This is a genomic window from Mycobacterium sp. Dal123C01 (genome assembly GCF_052566995.1).
On sequence record NZ_CP199580.1, the window covers coordinates 4051773 to 4068971 of the forward strand.

Genomic DNA, 17199 nt, shown 5'->3' on the forward strand with positions numbered 1-17199 from the left:
GAAGCGCGGAAGCCCACTTGGCCCGCGTCGAGCTCGCCGAGGCGCTCACCGCGCTGACCCGGACGCTGGGCTGCCCACGCCGCTGCGCCGATGCTCCGTGGAAACCGGTAGCCGGGATCGTGGCGATGCTGCAGAATCGGGAAGATGAGCGAACTTGGCGATCTGAAACGGCAAGTAGTGCACCGCGTCCAGCGACTGGTGGTCAATCCGGTGGGTCGGCAATTGCCGGTGACCATGCTCGAAACGACTGGCCGCAAGAGCGGGCAGCCACGACACACCCCGGTCGGCGGACGCCTGGTGGACAACCAGTTCTGGATGGTCTCCGAACACGGCGACCACTCGGACTACGTCCGCAACATCAAGGCCAACCCTGGAGTTCGAGTGCGCCTCGGCGGTCAGTGGCGCAACGGTACCGCTCACCTGCTGCCCGACGATGACCCGCGGCAGCGGCTGGGCAACCTCCCGCGGCTCAACAGCAGGATGGTGCGCATCATGGGCAGCGAGCTGCTGACGATCCGGGTGGACCTGGACTGAGCTGGCCACGGTGTCGGTGCGGACGATTAGCGTCAACGCATGGCATACGACCTCGACCTCGCTAACCGCATCCGCGAGTTGCTGGCACAGCAGCGCGGTGTCGACGAGAAGTCGATGTTCGGCGGGCTCGCGTTCCTCATTGGCGGGCACCTGGCGGTAGCGGCCAGCGGCAAGGGCGGATTGATGGTGCGGGTGCCGCCGCAAGACACCGCTAAGCTGCTGGATCGCCCCCATGTGAGCCCGATGGTGATGGCCGGCCGCGAAACCCGGGGCTGGCTGCGTGTCGGCGCCGAGGGCGTGAAAACCAAACGCCAGCTTGAGAGTTGGATCGCCCGCGGCGTCGGGTACGCGAGCAGCCTGCCGCCGAAGTAAGCGAAGGCACGCGGTTGGCAAATGCGCCCTGCCCGCAGGGTCCGTTGAGTTAGCCCGGCGCGAGTAGGGTGGGAATGCGACACGAACGGAGCAGCGATCATGGCCAGCTCGACTACATTCGTCATCGTCGGGGGCGGACTTGCCGGAGCCAAAGCGGCAGAAGCTCTGCGCGACAATGACTTTGACGGAGACATCATTCTATTCGCCGCCGAGTCATATCTGCCCTACGAGCGACCCCCGCTCTCCAAGGAGTATCTGGCCGGGAAGAAGTCGCTGACCGACTTCACCGTGCAGAACTCCGACTGGTACCTCGACCACAACGTCGACGTGAGACTGGGGTCGCCGGTATCGCGCGTGGACACCGGCGCGCACACCGTCGGACTTCGCGACGGCACTACAGCGCACTACGACAAGCTGCTGCTGGCGACCGGGTCGGCGTCGCGGCGACCGCCGATCCCCGGCTCCGATGCCGACGGAGTTCACTACCTGCGCAGTTACGACGAGGCCGAACTACTGAATTCTGTTCTGACCGAGGGGTCTTCGCTGGCGGTCGTGGGCGCCGGGTGGATCGGGCTGGAGGTGACGGCCGCCGCTCGGCAGCGTGGCGTCGAGGTCACCGTCGTCGAGGCCGCCAAACAACCACTGGTTGCCGCGCTGGGCGAAACGGTCGGTGAAGTGTTTGCCAACCTGCATCGCGACCACGGGGTGGATTTACGGCTGGAAGCACAGGTCGCGGAGATCTCCACGGCAGAAGGGACGGCCACCGGGCTGCGGATGCGTGACGGCTCGACGGTCGCCGCCGACGCGGTATTGGTGGCCGTCGGCGCTAAGCCGAACATCGAAATCGCCGAGCAGGCCGGGCTGTCGATGGGCGAAGGCGGCGTGCTCGTCGATGCATCGCTGCGCACCAGCGATCCCGACATCTTCGCGGTCGGTGATATCGCCGCCGCCGAGCACCCGTTGTACGGCACTCGGATCCGCACCGAACACTGGGCCAACGCCCTCAAGCAGCCCGCGGTGGCCGCGGCCGGAATGCTCGGCAAGCCAGGCGAATACGCGGAGCTGCCCTATTTCTTCACCGACCAGTACGACCTCGGAATGGAGTACGTCGGGTACGCGCCGAGCTTCGAGCGAGTGGTCTTTCGTGGCGATGTCGCCGGACGCGAATTCGTCGCGTTCTGGCTCGATGGCGACAACCGGGTGCTGGCCGGGATGAACGTCAACATCTGGGATGTACTCGACGACGTCAAAGCCCTGATCCGGTCCAAGTCTGCCGTCGACCCCGACACACTGGCCGACCCGCGGTCACCCCTCGCCGATCTCCTGGGCTGACGTCAGGTCCACGGGCACCCAGTCCTGGTCGATCACTGCGGGTGGGCGCTGCGCCTGCAAGCGTTCCCGTTCGGCGCGGCGGCGTTTGATCCGCAGCCGGGCATCGGCCGGAATGGTGACCAGTTCATCGCAAGTCAGGTAATACACGTCATCGACAACGTCGATCAGTTCGGCCGCGACGCAGCGAGATCCAAGCTCGCGCAATGTCATTCGAAGCTCATGGGTAAACCGGATGGTGGTGTCGTGGGCAAGCTCGCGTGAAATGCGGACGTTGGTGGCGATTCGCTGGACCAGTGTCGCCGCGGGCTCCGGCTCGGTCGGCTTGGCGGCCGTCTCAGCGGCTGCGGCCAGCAGCATCGCCGGGTCGTCGCTGTAGACCCGACTGACGAGCTCGGCCTCCCCCGGTCCACGATGCCCGATCCGGCCGATAGCGGCATCCAGCAGGCCGGCGGTGGGCGGAGACAATGCTCGGATGCTGGCGATGTTGCCGTCTTGGGCCATCGCGCGCAGCGGCGGGTCAGCACGCAAAGCGGCTGACAGCTCAGCTATCTCGTCGGCGATGTGGCCGCTTTCGATGATCACGTCCATCCCGGACACGCGGGAGCCCGCCGCGGTGTGCTCCAGCGCTGCTGCGGTGACGCCGGAGTCGATCAACCACAGCGCCGTGAGGATCCAGCCCTGGTGAATGCGGTCCCGCAGCAACCGGACTCGGACCCCGAGGCCCGCGTCGGACAACAGGCTCAGCTGCGCGGCGTCGCAATGTTCGACATTCGCGGCGGCGCTGTAGGCCCGCGTATCGGCCTTGAGATGACGCATCAGAGCCAGCGATCGTGTCGTGGCGACGGCCTTGGCGACCGATCCGAGCGCTCCGCCGGCCAGCCGGGGCTGACCAAACGGCAGCACATCCCCGACCTGCGGCTGGTCGACCAAAGCGCGTTGCACCAGGGCCTTGTCATCCCAGCCGAGCAGCTGGTTGGCGGCGACGACGTTGGCCGATACCCCGACATAGGGCCGGTGACCGAAGACCGCGATGGCCCTGCTCGCCCATTCGTCATCCACCACGCCGCCCAGCGTCAGCGCCTGACCCATCACCCGGCCGGCGGTGCGCAGCCCGCTGAACTGGACATCCAGGGTTATCGGCGTCAAGGGCCCGGGCAGCGCCTCGGCGAGGCCGTTGGTGGCGAAGACCGGGAACCGTGGATCGATGCGGTCGTCGAACTCGCCCTCCACGCCCTCGGGAGCGGCGCTGCGCAGCTCGTTGGACAGCGCGGGGCGCGGGACAACCTCCACCGGAAGTGCCATCTGGACCCCGTGACTGGCCGCCCCGGCGGCACCGATCCTGCGGCCGACGAGTCCGCGCGCGGTGTCGGCGACCGCATCAAACGCCGGCCAGCCGAATTCGAACAGCCAATCCTCTTGTGCGGCAACGATATCCATGGATGGAATCAGCTGTGACCAGCCACGGACCCGATGAATCCGAGACCGCGGGTCAACGGATCGCAGCAGCCGCCACGCGGTCACCACGTTGGTGGTGTCCGGGGTGGCGAGATCCACTACACCGGTGCGGTCGGTGTTGAGCGCCAGTACCAGGAAGCGCACCAGGTCGTCGAGGTGCAGCACCCTCATCGGCTGCGCCGAAACCTTGGTACGCAGCAGGGTGGCCACGGTGCGGCACACCATCCAGTCGAGTTGGCGGCCCACGGGCGGCGCGATCCGGATGATCAGACTCGGTCCCAGACTCGTGGACACCAGGTCCTCGGCCGGTTCGTACACCTCCGGCGCGCCGGCGGCGTGGGACACGAACAGCAAGCGGGCACCGGCGCGGGCAGCGGCATGGGTGACATAGGCCACCCCGTTGATGCCCGCACTACCCGGTGCTGTGGGTTCGACTGGGGCCAGGTGGATCACGGCGTCGGCCTCATCGGCCAGTTCTTGCAGAACGGGGTCGCTCAGCGGCGCGCAAACAGACTGAACCGCTGGGTCCAGACGGGCGTCGGGGTGCTCAGAAATCCCGGTGACTGTGTGCCCGGCAGCAATCAACTGCCGTGCAACCAACCGCCCGAGCGTGCCGGTGGCGTCGGTAACCAGGATGTGCACCTGGGCTCACCTCCCCCAACGTCCCCTTCGACAATAGGCACGCCACTAGACTTACGCGACCGTTACCGGTGAACGGCGTTCTGGCCTGGAGTTTTATTCCCGGCCGGCCTACTGCAGCGTCGCGCTGCCATCCGCGGTGACGGCAACCTTGGCGCCACCGATATCTTCACGAACAGTTGCCTGGGCCGAGTCCGGGTCGGCGATCACCGCCAGTGTCCGCGACCCGTCTTGGGTGCGCACAGCAACGAAAACCTTCTCCGGCTGGCCGTCGCGGTCGAACGGCGTTGTCCACGCTTCTACGGCGCCAATGCCTTCCCATTGGACCAACCTGTTCCGGGTTGGCTCGCGCTGTACCGCGGGTTGCGTGTTCTCCCAACGGAATTCGCGCGGTGGTTCGCTACTGTAGACCCCGAAGCTGTGCTTGGTCAGGTAGCCGCCATTGGCGGTGATCAGCGCCCGTCCGGGATTGGCCACCAGCAGTTCGGCCACGGTGGCAATCGAGTGCAGGACGTAGTTGCTCCACGGGCCGCCGGCGAACGTCAGCCCACCGGTGACCGTCAGCGGGCGGGCGGGGTCGTCGATGCTCAACCCCAATTCGGTCGCGGCTACCTGAACGGCGGACGGAAAGCACGAGTAGAGGTCGACGTAGTCGATGTCGTCAATGCCCAGGCCGGCGAGCTCCAGCGCCCGTGCACCGGCGATCCGGATGGCCGGCGAGCGGTGAAGTTCGTCACGCTCGGCAATCGAGGGCGTGTCGTAGGCGTCCGTGCCGGCGTGCGGGTAGACCCACTGCTCGGCGGGGACTTGCAGGCGCTTGGCCTGCTCGACGGACGTCAGGATCAGCGCGGCGCCCTGATCGACCATGTTGTTGGAGTTCATCAGCTTCGGATACGGCCAGCTGATCATCCGGTTCTGCGGGCTGGGCGTCGAGATCTCCGCCGCGGTTGTGGGTTTGCGGATCCAGGCATGTGGATTGCCGACCGCGACGGCGTTGAAACGCGCCCACAGCTCGCCGATGCGCTTGCCGTGGTCCTCGACTGACTCGCCGTTCGCGATGCGAAGCGCCTGTTCGAACAGCGGGTAGATGTAGGCCGGCCGGTCCAGCTTGATCCTGATCTCGGCGTCACCGGCCATCGGCACGTCCTCGCCGCTGACCTGTGCCATCGGCACGGATTCATCCTGAGCCGTCCACTCGAGCCTGCCGCCCTTGGCCTTGAGTCCTCGTCTGGTGCGCCAGGTTTCGGCTCCGGTAAGCAGCACCACGCCGGCGCGGCCCTGCTGGACGTCCAGGCAGGCCTGGTTGAGCAGTGACTGCGGGACATTGCCGCCGATCGGGCTGTACAGCGTCGTGAATTTCTGTGCGCCGATCCGCTCGCCGACCAACAGCCCGGCGTCGCGGTAGGTCGCCGACAGGACGTTGACCACCCGGATGGAGTCCACGGCCTCGAGAGCCCGGGCATCGGCGGCTTGCCGGGCGGCGGCGACCATCAGGTCGACGGGTTCCACCGAACGTGTTTCCGGGTCGATCTCGTCACGGTGGTTGACCTGGCCGTAGCCGATCAGCACCGGTGTCCTGGGGTCGACGGGCATAGGACGAACCTATCTTGGCGACGTTGGGCGGAAGTTAGGCCCTGGTGGCGGGTGCGAACAGCACTTGATCGGTGATCAGCTGGTCGATCTCCTGCTCGCTGATCTGAAGCAGTTTCCGGCAGAGGTCGCGGGTGTCCTGACCGGGCAGGGGTGCGGGGCGTTGCGGAGCCGGTGGGATGTGCCGGAATGGCGCCGGGCCGGTCTCGGCCGGCATCAGCCGCTCGACTAGGGGATGCACCATGTCGCTGAACAGTTTTCGCTCGCCCAGCTGTGGGTCCTCAAGGATGTCCGGCGGACGGTTCATCGGGCCCGCCGGAATTCCGGCCGCCTGCAGCGCTTCGGCGGCGCGCGCCGGCGTATGCGTGCGGGTCCAGGCCGAGACCAGCTCCACCAACTCCCGCCGATGGGCCACCCTCGACGCCCCGACCGCGAAGCGCGGATCGTCAGCCAATTGTTGCTGTTCGAAAACCGCCGCAGCACAACGCCATTCACTGTCCGACTGGATCGAGATGGCACACCACTCGTCATCGCCGGCGCACGGGTAGACCGCGTGCACGCTGGTGTCATCACCGACTTCGGCGATACCGGCCCGCGATGCGGCCTGGGTGACGTACAGGGTGTCTAGCTGATTGACGACGACCTCGGCCTGCGAGATGTGCACGTGAGCCGGGTCGCCGGTCCGATCGCGGCGAATCAGCGCGGCCAGGGCCGCGATTGCGGTGACCCGCCCCACCACGTGGTCGGGGAATACCGTCGTCGCGTCGTAGAACGCATGCCGGGCACCGGCGGCGCGAGCTTCCTCGGACGCTTCCTCGGATGTCCACAGCCGAGTCACGCCGGTGGTGGCGCGGACCAACGGGCCGTAGCCCATGCGCCTGCTCCACGGTCCCCGGTTTCCGAATGCGCTGCTGCCAGCGAGCACGATCCGGGGGTTGAGCTCGCGCAATGTGTCGAAGGAAAACCCAAGCGAGGTAAGGGTTCCCGGTTTGAAATTGGCAAACACAGCGTCGGCCTCGGCGACCAGTCGCCGGAATATCTCCTTGCCCTGCTCGCTGCGCAGGTCCAACCCCAGTCCGAGGTGATTGCGGTGCGTCCAGGCGAACGACTCGCTCATCACGTCGCCGACGCGCGACTGCCGCAGCCCGTCAGGGTAGTCGGCGCTTTCGACCTTGATGACCTCGGCGCCCATGTCCCCGAAGAGCCGACTCAGTTCGCCACCGGCGACGATCACACCCAAATCGAGGATCCGCAGGCCCTGGAACGGATAGCCTCCCGCTTGGCCCGACGGTGCGGTCGTCACCGGGTCGGCCAGCCAGCGCGGCTCGTCGGCTCCGGCGGCCGGGGCGGGGGTCCGGAACCCGGAGCGTTCGTCGTCGACAACGAAGTATCCGGTGGGCACGTCCGTGCGCACCCCGGGGACGAGTTCGGTGTTGGTGATCGCACCCACGGCCTGGAAATGCTCGGAAGCCAGGATCCGCGACGGCGTCAGCACCGCCGAGATCGGCACCCCGTGCGCCTGGCCCTCGGCAACCAGCTCCTTCATGGTCTTGTCGGCGAACAACACGTCGACCAGCACGCCGATCTGCGGCCACGCGGCGAATCGGGGACCGAGCCCGTCGTACTTGGGGTCTTGGAATTCCGCCGGCTCCCCCAGCCAGCGGCGCAGGCCGCGCCACTGCCGCGGCGCCATGACGCAGAGCCGGACATAGCCGTCCTGGCACGGACAGATCGGGTAGGGGTCCTGGTTGCGCGGGCGGCCCCGCCACCCGCTGCTGCGCTGTCCGGCGCTGGCCTGCCCGTGCGCGCCGAAGGCCGGGTCGAGTGCCATCACGACGGCGTCGAACCGGGAGAAATCGATGTAATCGCCTGTGCCGCAACGCAGCCTGTCGTAGTAAGCGACGAGCGCAGCCCAGGTCGCCTGCACGGCGGCGGTTGCCGAGGCGATACCGTCCGGAGGCAACACCGGGGTGCCCGTCGTGGGGCCGGAGCGCGACAGCGAGCCCGACATCGCGAACAGCACGGGATCGGTCGCCCGCCACGACGAGCGCGGACCCGTCGCGCCGAAGTCGCTGATCGACAACACGACCAGGTGCGGGAAGCGATCGGCCAGCTCGGCACCCGAGGTCCCGAACGCCTCGGCCTGACTCGCCGGGCCGGCATCGACCACGATGTCGGCTCCCTCGACGAGCTCGAAGAACGTGCGGCGGTCGTCGTCGAGCGGGTTCAGCACCACGCTTCGCTTGTTGGCGTTGTGCACGGCGAAGGGGATGCTGGCGCCGGCCAGCGTCGGCCGGTCGTCGCGAGCCGGGCTGCCGCCCGGGGGCTCCACTTTGACGACGTCTGCGCCCAGGTCGGCGAGCAGGCGGGTCACCGTGTCGGTGACACCGCCGGACAAGTCGAGGACACGCACCCCAGCGAGCAACCTGTCGGCCATTGGCTCACCGTACCGGCCCGCCGCTGCCGGGTGTCGCTCGGTGGCCAAAAGCCTAGTCGCCCAAGCTGGTTCGAGTCTGCTCGAGCGTTCGTCGATAACGCACTTCGTCCACGGGCACGTCGCCGTACGTCGAGGTGCGGCGCGTTCCGTCGAACGTCCACCCGTCGCGCTCGTAGAACCGCCGGGCACCGACATTGCCGTCCAGTACCCACAGCGCGGCCGCGGTGACGCCCACTCGGCGCAGCCGATTTCGGGCAGCGGTCATCAGCAGACGACCAACGCCCGTGCGCAGATACGACGGATCGACGTAGATCGCCATCACCTCACCGAAGTTCGACAGGTCGTCGTCGCGGCACAGGCCGGTGGTGACCAGGCCGCACACCGTCGAACCGTCGACCGCAACCTGGGTGGACGGCAGCTGAAAACCCATGCGGCCAAAGGTGTATCTGGCCGCCCAGGCTGCCGGTTCGAGGCTGTCGAGGTATTTCTGGGCGATGAGTCCCCGGTACGCCGACTGCCAAGACCGAACGTGTACCCGGGCCACGTCATGCGCGTCGGCCGGGACGGCTCTGCGCACGCTGGTCACCCTTGCAGTATCGACTCCGCGACATCGACTCCGCGACGCACTCGCACGGCCTGGCACCCGGGGTTGTCATTTGCGCCGCCGGAAGTCGGGTGCTGTGCTTAGCAGATGGCAGACACCGCATCCATCGGCCTGAAAGTCCAGGGCAAGGTCATCGTGATCACCGGCGGCGCACGGGGAATCGGCCTGGCCACCGCGACCGCACTGCATAACCTGGGCGCCAAGGTCGCCATCGGCGACGTCGACGAGGTCAGGGTCAAGGAGTCCGGCGCCGCGCTCGGCCTTGACGTCTACGGGAAACTCGATGTCACCGACCCGCACTCGTTCGCGGAGTTCCTCGACGAAGTCGAGCGGCAACTCGGTCCGATCGACGTGCTGGTCAACAACGCCGGCATCATGCCCGTCGGCCGGGTCATCGACGAACCGGACGCCGTCACCCGGCGCATTCTGGATATCAACGTCTACGGCGTGATCCTGGGCAGCAAGCTGGCGGTGCAGCGCATGGTCCCCCGCGGCCAGGGACACGTCATCAACGTCGCCTCGCTGGCCGGTGAGGTCTATGCCATCGGGCTGGCGAGTTATGGTGCCAGCAAGCACGCGGTGATCGGTTTCACCGACGCTGCCAGGCTGGAGTACCGCTCCGCGGGGGTGAAGTTCTCCCTGGTGTTACCGACGTTCGTGAACACCGAACTTGTCGCGGGCACCGCGGGAATGAAGGGATTTAAAAACGCGGAGCCGGCCGATATCGCGGCCGCGATCGTCGGGCTCGTCGCCCACCCGAAGACGCGGGTGCGGGTCACCAAGGCGGCCGGGGCGCTGATCGCGTCGCAGAAGTTCCTGCCGCGCGTGGTCTCCGAGGGTCTGAACCGCGTCATGGGCGGTGAGCAGGTCTTCACCGATGACATCGACGTCGACAAGCGCAAGGCCTACGAAGCCCGCGCTCGCGGCGAGGAGTGACTTTCGCTCCTAGCGGCACCGCGCGGCGGCGCGGACAATCGGGCACGTGAGCCTGGAAACCCCGACCACCGCGCCCGAAGAACTCTCCGACGACGAACTGGCCCTGATCGACAAGTATTGGCGCGCCGCCAATTACCTATCGGTCGGCCAGATCTATCTGCTGGACAACCCACTGCTTACGGAACCGCTGGCGGCCGAGCACGTCAAACCCCGGCTGCTGGGGCATTGGGGCACCACACCCGGGCTCAACCTCGTCTACGCCCACCTGAACCGGATCATCCGCAACCGCGACGCCAGCGTCATCTACGTGACCGGGCCCGGCCATGGCGGTCCGGGTCTGGTGGCCAACGCCTACCTGGAAGGCACCTACACCGAGGTGTACACCGGTATCGGCGAGGACGCCGAAGGACTGCGCAGGCTGTTCCGTCAGTTCTCCTTCCCCGGCGGCATACCCAGCCACGTCGCCGCCCAGACCCCGGGGTCTATCCACGAAGGTGGCGAACTGGGCTACGCGCTGGTGCACGCCTTCGGTGCGGCGTTCGACAACCCGGATCTGGTGGTCGCGTGCGTGATTGGCGACGGCGAAGCCGAAACCGGGCCGCTGGCGGCCAGCTGGCACTCGAACAAATTCCTCAACCCGGCCATCGACGGGGCGGTGCTGCCGATCCTGCACCTCAACGGCTACAAGATCGCCAACCCGACCGTGCTGGCCCGCATCCCGCATGCCGAACTCGAATCGCTGTTGCGCGGCTACGGATACCGGCCGATCACGGTCGCCGGCGATGATCCGTCCGTCGTGCACCGGGAGTTGGCCGCCGCCTTCGATGAGGCTTTCGACGACATCGCGAGCATCCAGCGCGCGGCGCGCAACGGCGAACAGACCGACCGCCCCGTATGGCCGATGATCGTGCTGCGCACCCCGAAAGGCTGGACCGGGCCCAAGGTGGTCGACGGCAAACACGTCGAGGGCACCTGGCGCGCACACCAAGTGCCGCTCTCCGAGACGCACGACAACCCCGCACACCGCGCGCAGCTGGAAGAGTGGCTGCGCAGCTATCGGCCCGATGAGCTGTTCGACTCCCGCGGCGCGCTGCGCCCGGAACTGCGCCAGCTGGCACCAACGGGCCAGCGGCGGATGAGCGCCAACCCGCATGCGAACGGCGGCCTGCTGCTGCGCGAGCTGGATCTGCCGGACTTCCGCGACTACGCGGTGCCGGTGCCGAAGCCGGCCGCATCAACCCACGAGGCCACCCGGGTGCTGGGAACGTTCCTGCGCGACGTCATCACTCGCAACCCGGACCGCTTCCGGTTGATGGGTCCCGACGAAACCGCGTCCAACCGGCTGTCCCCCGTGTTCGAGGCGACGGGCAAGGTCTGGCTCTCGCGGACCGAGCCCGATGACGACCACCTGGCCGCCGACGGCCGGGTGATGGAGGTGCTCTCCGAGCACCTGTGCCAGGGCTGGCTGGAGGGCTATCTGCTGACCGGACGGCACGGCCTGTTCAACTGCTACGAGGCGTTCGTGCACATCGTCGACTCGATGCTCAACCAGCACGCGAAATGGCTGTCTACCAGCCGCGAACTGCCCTGGCGGCAGCCGATCGCGTCGTTGAACTACCTGCTGAGCTCGCATGTGTGGCGCCAGGACCACAACGGCGCGTCCCATCAGGACCCCGGGTTCATCGACCTGGTCGCCAACAAGCGCGCCGAGATCGTGCGGGTCTACCTGCCGCCGGACGGCAACACGCTGCTGTCGGTGTCCGACCACTGCCTGCGCAGTCGCGACTACATCAACGTGATTGTCGCCGGCAAACAACCCGCGCTGGCCTACCTCGACATGGACGACGCGATCGCGCACTGCACCCGCGGCCTGGGGATCTGGGAGTGGGCCAGCACCGCGACCGGCGAACCCGACGTGGTGCTGGGGTGCGCCGGTGACGTCCCCACACTGGAGACGCTGGCTGCCGCCGACATCCTGCGTCGCGAACTGCCTGACCTCGCGGTGCGGGTGGTCAACGTTGTCGACCTGATGCGGCTGCAGCCGGAGTCTGAGCACCCCCACGGGTTGCCCGACAGGGAGTTCGATGCGCTGTTCACCCGCGACAAACCGGTCATCTTCGCCTATCACGGCTATCCCTGGCTGATCCACCGGCTCAGCTATCGCCGCGCCAATCACGCGAACATCCACGTGCGCGGGTTCAAGGAGCGGGGCACCACGACGACACCGTTCGACATGGTGATGCTCAACGACCTCGACCGCTTCCACCTGGTGATGGATGTCATCGACCGGGTCGACGGGTTAGCCGGCCGCGCCGCGCTGCTTCGGCAGCGGATGGCCGACGCGCGGCTGGCCGCCCGGCGCTACACCCGCGAGCACGGGGAGGACGACCCCCAGATCGCGCACTGGACGTGGGAGTCGATCTGACCTGGGAGTCGATCTGACCTGGGCGGCAACAGCGCGCAGGTAAACTCGGCGGCAATGTCTGAATACGCCGCCTTCGATGCCGTTGACCTCCACCCGGTGGTGTCACAGCTGTCGGCGCTGCACCGGCTGCGGCTGTACTTCGACATCGCCCTGGTCGTCGCGGTGCTGGTGCTGACGAACCTGATCGCGCACTTCACCACGCCGTGGGCGAGTGTGGCCGCAGTCCCGGCCGCCGCCGCCGGGCTGGTGCTGTTGATGCGCTACACCGGGCTGGACTGGGGCGACCTGGGCCTGGGCCGCGAGCACTGGCGCTCCGGCGTGGGCTACGCCGTGGCTGCCGTGGCCGTGGTGGGGTCGGTGATCACGGTCGGCGTGCTATTGCCGATGACGCGGCCGATGTTCCTGAACAACCACTACGCGACCGTTTCCGGTGCGCTGATTGCCTCGATGGTCATCATTCCGCTGCAAACCGTGATTCCCGAGGAGCTGGCCTTCCGGGGTGTCCTGCACGGCACGCTGCATCGGGCCTGGGGATTTCGCGGGGTGGCACTGGGTGGCTCGTTGCTGTTCGGTCTGTGGCACGTCGCCACGTCGCTCGGGCTGACCAGCAACAACGTCGGCTTCACCCGGCTGTTCGGCGGCGGGATCGTCGGGATGGTGGCCGGAGTGACCCTGGCCGTGCTGGCGACGGGGTCCGCGGGGTTCGTCTTCAGCTGGTTGCGCAGGCGCAGCGGCAGCCTGATCGCGCCGATCGCGCTGCACTGGTCATTGAACGGGTTGGGCGCGTTGGCCGCTGCCGTCGTCTGGCACCTGTCCGCCTGAGCTTGGTTACACCAGCAGTACTGCGGCCCCGGCGATGCGACCGGCGCTGAGATCGGCCAGCGCCGCAGCGGCTTGTCCCAGCGGGTATTCCGGGGTGGTCACCTCGATGTGATGGTGTCCCGCGAAGTCCAGAAACGCCCGCGCATCGGCCCGGGTGTTCGACGTGACCGACCGAATCTGGCGCTCCTGGAACAGGTGACGCTGATAGTTCAGGGCGGGGATATCCGACAGATGAATCCCGGCGATCGCCAAGGTGCCACCGCGGTCCAACGCCTCGCACGCGGGCAGCACCAGCTCGCCGACCGGGGCGAACAGGATCGCGGAATCCAGCGGCACCGGCGGTGGATCGGCGGCGCCCTGAGCCGACGCGACGCCAAGCTGCAACGCCAGCTCGCGCGCCCGCTCGCCGCGGGTCATCACGTGCACCTCGGCGCCTTGCGCCAACGCGACCTGCGCGGTGATGTGAGCGCTGCCGCCGAAGCCGTAGATGCCCAGCCGGCCACCGGCCGGTAGCTCGGCGCGCAGCAGTGAGCGGTATCCGATGATGCCGGCGCACAACAATGGCGCCAGCTCGCTGTCGCTGTAACCGCTCGGCAGATGATGTGCGAAAGCCGCAGGGACCGTGGCGAATTCGGCGTATCCGCCATCGGCATCCCAGCCCGTGTACCGGGACTGTGGACATAGGTTCTCATCGCCGCGGCGGCAGTATCTGCACACACCGCAGGTGTGGCGCAGCCAGGCGATGCCCACCCGGTCCCCCACCTCGAACCGGTCACCGGCGTCGGCGCCCATCTCGACGATCTCCCCCACGACTTCGTGGCCGGGAGTGACCCGCTCGCGGTGCACCGGCAGGTCGCCCTCGGTGACGTGCAGGTCGGTGCGGCACACGCCGCAGGCGCGCACGGCCACCAGCAATTCCGAGGGCGCGGGTCGCGGCACTTCGGTGGTGACACGCTCCAGCGGGTCGGTGTCCATCGGGCCGGGCCGACGCACTCGCCACGCGCTCATCGTCGTGGTGGTCGCCTCCGGGGCCATCACCCAATCATGCCGCTACGCGTCGCCGATCGGCATGGCGTAGCGGTGCTGCACGCCTACAGAGTCTTCGTGCGCGAGGTGGCGACTTTGTAGATCCACAACAGGATGACCGCGCCCACCAGTGCGCCCAGGAACGAGTGCTGGATGGGCGGGTGAATGTCGAATTGGTGCGGGGGGAAAACGATGCTCCCCAGGGTGCCGCCAACATAGGCCCCGACGATGCCGAGCAAGGCAGTTGCGACCCAACCCATCGGCTGCTTGCCTGGCACGAGGAGACGCGCAACCAAGCCGACGATCAGACCAAGAACGATTAGCCAAATGATGTGTAAGACCACGACCGGCTCCTTCGACTGTTAACTGGCGAGCGGACCTGGTGGGTATACCCCATACCGGCCAAATCAACCGTCTCAGGGATTCGCGACTTCCCTTGTCGTCGTGGGGCTTAACGCGTCACGCGCTGAGCCGGACTAGGTCTTTCGCACCATGCCGACGATCCAGAGCAGGATTACCGACCCCAATAGTGCGGTGAGGAAGGTAAAGATCCAGCCGCCGGACGCGGTGTCGAAAGCGAAGCTCAATAAGAAGCCGCCGATCAACGCACCGACGATGCCGATCGCGATGTTCATCAAGATGCCGGATCCGGAACCTTTGACAAGCTTGCCGGCGGCCCACCCCGCCAGACCGCCGATGATGATGTAACCAATTACGCCGACGCTCGTCAGCGTGGTTGATCGGGCCAGGTACTCGGTAGCTGCCATGACGCCCATGCTGGTCAGGCCGTGGACGTCTGCTGAGGCGCGGGGCTCGGAGTGGGAGTGACTTCACTCGCGGGTGCTTGGCCTGGTGCCGGGGCCGGCGCGGGAACTCCCGGGGCTGGCACGCCCGGAGCTGGTCCCGGGGCCGCCCCCGTAGCCGGCGCGCCCGGCGCGGTGAACGGCAGGATCGACTCGGCCAGCGCTTTCGCCCCGACCTTGTCTACCGGGTTGTTGCCGGTCCCGAGCCACACCACAAACCAGCGCTGGGGCGGCCCGGTGCTGGTCGCCCCGGGCGCGCTGACAACACCAGTCCAGATCTGCCCGTTCGGCTTACTCGGATCGCTGAACTTGACCTCATAGAACGACGAACTTCCGGTAATCCCGTTGGCGCCGGTGAGCGGGGCGGATTCCTGGTTGATCCGCGTGCCCGGATACGGCATGAAGAACTCACCCATGTCCGAGCCCAGCCGGACCGCGGCCTTGCCGTCGTTGGCTTCTGCGCTGGCGTAAAGCTTTTGGTCCAGTCGTCCCATCACGATGCGGGTGTCGTTCGCAACCGGCGCCGGCTGACCGGGCGACGGCGGCGGTCCGGTCATCTTGCTGAGCAACTCCGAGCCATAGTCGAGGTGCGAAGCGTCCGACTCCGCCCAGCCGCCGGGAAGGGTGAAGCTAAATCCGCCGACGGCGTTGCTGATCCGGGTGGCGTTCGGGTCGACGGGCGGGGGCGGTGCAGGTGCGTTCGGGTCGACGGGCGGGGGCGGCGGCGGTCCCGCGTTCGGGTCGCCCGGCGCGGGTTGCCCAGCGGGCGCCGGGACCCCCGGCGGCGCAGGCGTGGTCGCGGGTGCCTGGACTGGGGCCGGGGCCGGCGCGGTCGTCGTCGTTGCCGGGACCGGCGTCGGGACCTCGGGATCGGCGTTCGCGGTGAACGGCAACGCGATGGTGACGGCGGTGGCACTGGTCACCGTGGCGATCGCCAGCGTCGCCCACAGACCTTTGCGACGTGTCGAGTTTGAGTCCACCTGATCCATGGCGACGAACCTACCGTGTTACCGCTGTGACGCAAGGGTGCCTTGCTGAGGATGCGAGGCGGTTTTCCGGTTGTTGCCGGAGTGCAACCTTCGGTGAGTCTGCGCAGTTCACCGCGGGTGGGTGTGCGACACGGCCGGATACAGCGCCACTTCGAGAGCTTTGACCGAAAACCAGACCCGGTCTCCGGGTGCCAGTTGCAGCTCGGCGGCGGCGTCGACGGTGATCTCCGCCGCCAGCCCCGGGGCGCCGCCGGGCTGCTCCTGGCCGCGGACCATGACCGCGGATCCGCGGATGTCGAGCTCTGCCACGGTGAGGTCAACACAGTTGCGGGGGCTGCCGTGCGGCCGGTCTCGATACACGGACACCGCCGTCGGCGAGAACACCGCGATCGCGTCCTGCCCGTTAGACAGCGCGGAACCCAGCTGCTGGGCGGGGGTCCCGTACCAGTGCGCACCGGAGCGGGCGTGCAGTGCGCCGCCTGGGCCGATGGTCCCGTTGACCAGGTTGACACCCGCGATACGGGCCCCGAAATGACTGCGGGGCGCGGTCAGCACCGCGGGCACGGGTCCGACTTCGGAGATCTTCCCCGACTCGAGGACCAGGACCCGATCGGCCAGCGTGAACACGTCCAGCAGGTCGTGGGTGATCAGGATTACCGCGCAACCACTGCGGGCGACCACGGTGCGTAACACCGCACGGATGGCCGCGGCCGCCCCGACGTCCAGACCGTTCAGCGGCTCGTCGAGCAGCAGCACATCGGGTTCGGCGGCCAACGCCCGCGCTATCGCCACCCGCTGGGCTTGTCCGCCGGACAGCTGCCGCGGTTTCCGGTCGGCGAACTGTTCGGCATCCACCTCGCGCAGCCAGCGCAGCGCCGTCTGCTTCTCCTTGGCGCGCGCGGAGCGGAAAATCCCCCGACGGCTGTGCGGTCCGAACGCCACGTTGGCGGCCACGCTCATGTGCGGGAACAACAACGGATCCTGCAGCAACAGCCCCACCCGCCGGTCGTGTGTCGCCACGTCCACCCCGGCCGCCGTGTCGGTCAACACCCGATCCCCCAACCGCACCACCCCCTCGTCGGGGCGAACCAACCCGGCGATGACGTGCAGGGCGGTCGACTTACCCGCGCCGTTGGGTCCGAGCACCGCGAGCACTTCGCCGGCAGACACCGAGAACTCAACATCCAGCTGCCGGTCGGCCACGACCGCGTGAAGCTGCAACTCGCTCACGGCCG

General features: G+C 67.6%; 15 protein-coding genes. 6 read left to right on the plus strand and 9 right to left on the minus strand.

Features of this window, described 5'->3' with window-relative positions:
- The first annotated feature begins 144 nt into the window (after positions 1 to 144).
- The 3 genes from ACTXG5_RS19150 to ACTXG5_RS19160 all read left to right on the plus strand — a co-directional run bounded on the left by ACTXG5_RS19150 (position 145) and on the right by ACTXG5_RS19160 (position 2238).
- Complete coding sequence (locus ACTXG5_RS19150) at positions 145 to 534, plus strand: nitroreductase family deazaflavin-dependent oxidoreductase (RefSeq protein WP_445160291.1); 390 nt, start codon at positions 145 to 147, stop codon at positions 532 to 534.
- A gap of 39 nt (positions 535 to 573) precedes the next feature.
- Positions 574 to 906, plus strand: a complete 333-nt coding sequence (locus ACTXG5_RS19155) for a TfoX/Sxy family protein (protein ID WP_445160292.1) — start codon at positions 574 to 576, stop codon at positions 904 to 906.
- Between the two features lie 99 nt (positions 907 to 1005).
- Positions 1006 to 2238 carry an NAD(P)/FAD-dependent oxidoreductase gene (locus ACTXG5_RS19160; RefSeq protein ID WP_445160293.1) on the plus strand — a complete coding sequence of 411 codons (1233 nt, stop codon included), beginning with the start codon at positions 1006 to 1008 and terminating at the stop codon, positions 2236 to 2238.
- Here ACTXG5_RS19160 and ACTXG5_RS19165 read toward each other — a convergent pair.
- The 4 genes from ACTXG5_RS19165 to ACTXG5_RS19180 all read right to left on the minus strand — a co-directional run bounded on the left by ACTXG5_RS19165 (position 2212) and on the right by ACTXG5_RS19180 (position 8945).
- Entirely contained in the window at positions 2212 to 4335 is a 2124-nt protein-coding gene (locus ACTXG5_RS19165; protein ID WP_445160294.1) for an NAD-dependent epimerase/dehydratase family protein, read from the minus strand. The genes ACTXG5_RS19160 and ACTXG5_RS19165 overlap by 27 nt on opposite strands.
- 108 nt (positions 4336 to 4443) lie before the next feature.
- Positions 4444 to 5925 (minus strand): acetyl-CoA acetyltransferase, encoded by a 1482-nt coding sequence (locus tag ACTXG5_RS19170; protein ID WP_445160295.1) that lies wholly within the window; start codon positions 5923 to 5925, stop codon positions 4444 to 4446.
- Between the two features lie 34 nt (positions 5926 to 5959).
- A complete protein-coding gene (locus tag ACTXG5_RS19175) occupies positions 5960 to 8359 on the minus strand; it encodes a CoA transferase (RefSeq protein ID WP_445160296.1) in 2400 nt (799 codons plus the stop codon).
- 52 nt (positions 8360 to 8411) lie between these two features.
- Positions 8412 to 8945 (minus strand): GNAT family N-acetyltransferase, encoded by a 534-nt coding sequence (locus tag ACTXG5_RS19180; protein WP_445160297.1) that lies wholly within the window; start codon positions 8943 to 8945, stop codon positions 8412 to 8414.
- A gap of 105 nt (positions 8946 to 9050) precedes the next feature.
- Between ACTXG5_RS19180 and ACTXG5_RS19185 the strand changes: the two genes are divergently transcribed.
- From ACTXG5_RS19185 to ACTXG5_RS19195, 3 genes are read left to right on the plus strand one after another with little or no spacing between them, the layout of a single operon-like run.
- Positions 9051 to 9899 (plus strand): SDR family oxidoreductase, encoded by an 849-nt coding sequence (locus tag ACTXG5_RS19185; RefSeq protein ID WP_445160298.1) that lies wholly within the window; start codon positions 9051 to 9053, stop codon positions 9897 to 9899.
- Between the two features lie 46 nt (positions 9900 to 9945).
- On the plus strand, positions 9946 to 12324 hold the full coding sequence (locus ACTXG5_RS19190; protein ID WP_445160299.1) for a phosphoketolase family protein: 2379 nt from the start codon (positions 9946 to 9948) through the stop codon (positions 12322 to 12324).
- A gap of 54 nt (positions 12325 to 12378) precedes the next feature.
- Positions 12379 to 13146 (plus strand): lysostaphin resistance A-like protein, encoded by a 768-nt coding sequence (locus tag ACTXG5_RS19195; RefSeq protein WP_445160300.1) that lies wholly within the window; start codon positions 12379 to 12381, stop codon positions 13144 to 13146.
- Between the two features lie 6 nt (positions 13147 to 13152).
- On the opposite strand, the gene ACTXG5_RS19200 is transcribed toward ACTXG5_RS19195, so the two are convergent.
- The 5 genes from ACTXG5_RS19200 to ACTXG5_RS19220 all read right to left on the minus strand — a co-directional run bounded on the left by ACTXG5_RS19200 (position 13153) and on the right by ACTXG5_RS19220 (position 17194).
- The gene (locus ACTXG5_RS19200; protein ID WP_445160301.1) at positions 13153 to 14181 is read right to left on the minus strand and encodes a zinc-binding alcohol dehydrogenase family protein; all 1029 of its coding nucleotides are present in this window, start codon (positions 14179 to 14181) and stop codon (positions 13153 to 13155) included.
- Between the two features lie 56 nt (positions 14182 to 14237).
- On the minus strand, positions 14238 to 14516 hold the full coding sequence (locus tag ACTXG5_RS19205; RefSeq protein WP_445160302.1) for a GlsB/YeaQ/YmgE family stress response membrane protein: 279 nt from the start codon (positions 14514 to 14516) through the stop codon (positions 14238 to 14240).
- A 132-nt stretch (positions 14517 to 14648) separates the two neighbouring features.
- Positions 14649 to 14948, minus strand: a complete 300-nt coding sequence (locus tag ACTXG5_RS19210; RefSeq protein WP_445160303.1) for a GlsB/YeaQ/YmgE family stress response membrane protein — start codon at positions 14946 to 14948, stop codon at positions 14649 to 14651.
- A 5-nt stretch (positions 14949 to 14953) separates the two neighbouring features.
- Entirely contained in the window at positions 14954 to 15964 is a 1011-nt protein-coding gene (locus ACTXG5_RS19215) for an alanine and proline-rich secreted protein Apa (RefSeq protein ID WP_445160304.1), read from the minus strand.
- A gap of 108 nt (positions 15965 to 16072) precedes the next feature.
- Positions 16073 to 17194, minus strand: a complete 1122-nt coding sequence (locus ACTXG5_RS19220) for a sulfate/molybdate ABC transporter ATP-binding protein (protein ID WP_445160305.1) — start codon at positions 17192 to 17194, stop codon at positions 16073 to 16075.
- Positions 17195 to 17199: the final 5 nt, after the last annotated feature.

Bases quoted from the DNA above. Each gene is read 5' to 3' on its own strand.
- ACTXG5_RS19150 (WP_445160291.1), top strand. From the start codon at position 145: ATGAGCGAACTTGGCGATCTGAAACGGCAAGTAGTGCACCGCGTCCAG.
- ACTXG5_RS19155 (WP_445160292.1), top strand. From the start codon at position 574: ATGGCATACGACCTCGACCTCGCTAACCGCATCCGCGAGTTGCTGGCA.
- ACTXG5_RS19160 (WP_445160293.1), top strand. From the start codon at position 1,006: ATGGCCAGCTCGACTACATTCGTCATCGTCGGGGGCGGACTTGCCGGA.
- ACTXG5_RS19170 (WP_445160295.1), bottom strand. From the start codon at position 5,925: ATGCCCGTCGACCCCAGGACACCGGTGCTGATCGGCTACGGCCAGGTC.
- ACTXG5_RS19175 (WP_445160296.1), bottom strand. From the start codon at position 8,359: ATGGCCGACAGGTTGCTCGCTGGGGTGCGTGTCCTCGACTTGTCCGGC.
- ACTXG5_RS19185 (WP_445160298.1), top strand. From the start codon at position 9,051: ATGGCAGACACCGCATCCATCGGCCTGAAAGTCCAGGGCAAGGTCATC.
- ACTXG5_RS19195 (WP_445160300.1), top strand. From the start codon at position 12,379: ATGTCTGAATACGCCGCCTTCGATGCCGTTGACCTCCACCCGGTGGTG.
- ACTXG5_RS19200 (WP_445160301.1), bottom strand. From the start codon at position 14,181: ATGGCCCCGGAGGCGACCACCACGACGATGAGCGCGTGGCGAGTGCGT.
- ACTXG5_RS19210 (WP_445160303.1), bottom strand. From the start codon at position 14,948: ATGGGCGTCATGGCAGCTACCGAGTACCTGGCCCGATCAACCACGCTG.
- ACTXG5_RS19215 (WP_445160304.1), bottom strand. From the start codon at position 15,964: ATGGATCAGGTGGACTCAAACTCGACACGTCGCAAAGGTCTGTGGGCG.